General features: G+C 33.0%; 1 protein-coding gene and 1 rRNA gene. Both read right to left on the bottom strand.

All coding sequences use genetic code 11. From position 1 onward, the window contains the following. Positions 1–547 precede the first annotated feature (547 nt). Positions 548–718: a hypothetical protein gene (locus IV494_RS14680; RefSeq protein WP_196080863.1), complete on the bottom strand. Its 171-nt coding sequence runs from the start codon at positions 716–718 to the stop codon at positions 548–550. 212 nt (positions 719–930) lie between these two features. Next, positions 931–1,038 (bottom strand): 5S ribosomal RNA (gene rrf / locus IV494_RS14675). Positions 1,039–1,040 lie beyond the last annotated feature (2 nt).

The following is a 1,040-nucleotide window of genomic DNA, read 5'->3' as shown; positions in this document are numbered from 1 at the left end:
CTAATTAACAAGCATTTATTTTTAAAAGTTTTTTAGACTATTACTAATCCTAAAACCATCTCCTTAAAAACCTGCCGTCCTACTTCGCTACTCCTTTTTTTGAGTGGTGCAAATGTAACTACTATCATCATTTCTCGCAAATGTTTCTTCAAGTATTTTAAACAAGTGTATAAGTTTTTTTGTAACTCCTTATTGTACAGTACTTCCCATATTTATTAAAGTTATCCACTTTATCACAACTTTGTTACCCTAAGCGGTAAATTTGATATATCAAAGTATTCAACAGTAATTATATTATGATTAAAGGTTGGGAGTAACTCTTAAACATCTAGTTTAAAACCTAATTAATTATACAACTATCTAACTAAAATATTATACAAACTATATAGCAGTGTTAACAAAAAGTAAATTAAAACTTTCTAATTCCAAATCGCACCGGTATTCTTTTCACAAAAAAAATCCCACTTTAAGGTGGGATTTCTATTATTGATGAGTCTGCTATTTTTTTAACTGCAGCCGAAACAGTATCATTTTTGTCGAAGTAGGATCAAACATTATTAATCTGTATACATTTCGCTTTTGCCGAATCTGCATCGTTTACAAAGTTTGCAATACTGAAATAAGCGTAAGCCAAAGCTTTCGTATTAGGTTCAACTTCAGCAGAGTTTACTACCGTTACATACTTCTCTAACGCAGTATTCAAAAGCTTATATTTCATTAACTCTGATAAGCGATCCCTCATTGTAATAAGAAGGTACCCAAACTGGAAGTAAGCCGCCGATCTTTTTCCACATCTGTACTTCAAAAATAAAGGAAATAAAAGTATCGAATCGATCTCTTGGTTTGCTAGTTAAATTATCCTATTTAATATTTCTTCTGACTTTACAACAAGAAAAAAGCTCATCAAAAAAATTGATGAGCTTTTAAAAAAACTGGCGGCGACCTACTCTCCCGCTTACGCAGTACCATCGGCGCTAGAGGGCTTAACTTCTGTGTTCGGAATGGGAACAGGTGAGCCCCTCTGCTAAAACCACCCTAAA

The sequence above is a fragment of the Kaistella gelatinilytica genome, assembly GCF_015679325.1.
GTDB classification, from domain to species: domain Bacteria; phylum Bacteroidota; class Bacteroidia; order Flavobacteriales; family Weeksellaceae; genus Kaistella; species Kaistella gelatinilytica.
Note: the sequence above shows the minus strand (reverse complement) of the source record. Positions and strands in the feature narration are given on the sequence as shown.

Excerpts from the sequence above, each read along its gene's own strand:
- IV494_RS14680 (WP_196080863.1), bottom strand. The coding sequence starts at position 718 with ATGAAATATAAGCTTTTGAATACTGCGTTAGAGAAGTATGTAACGGTA.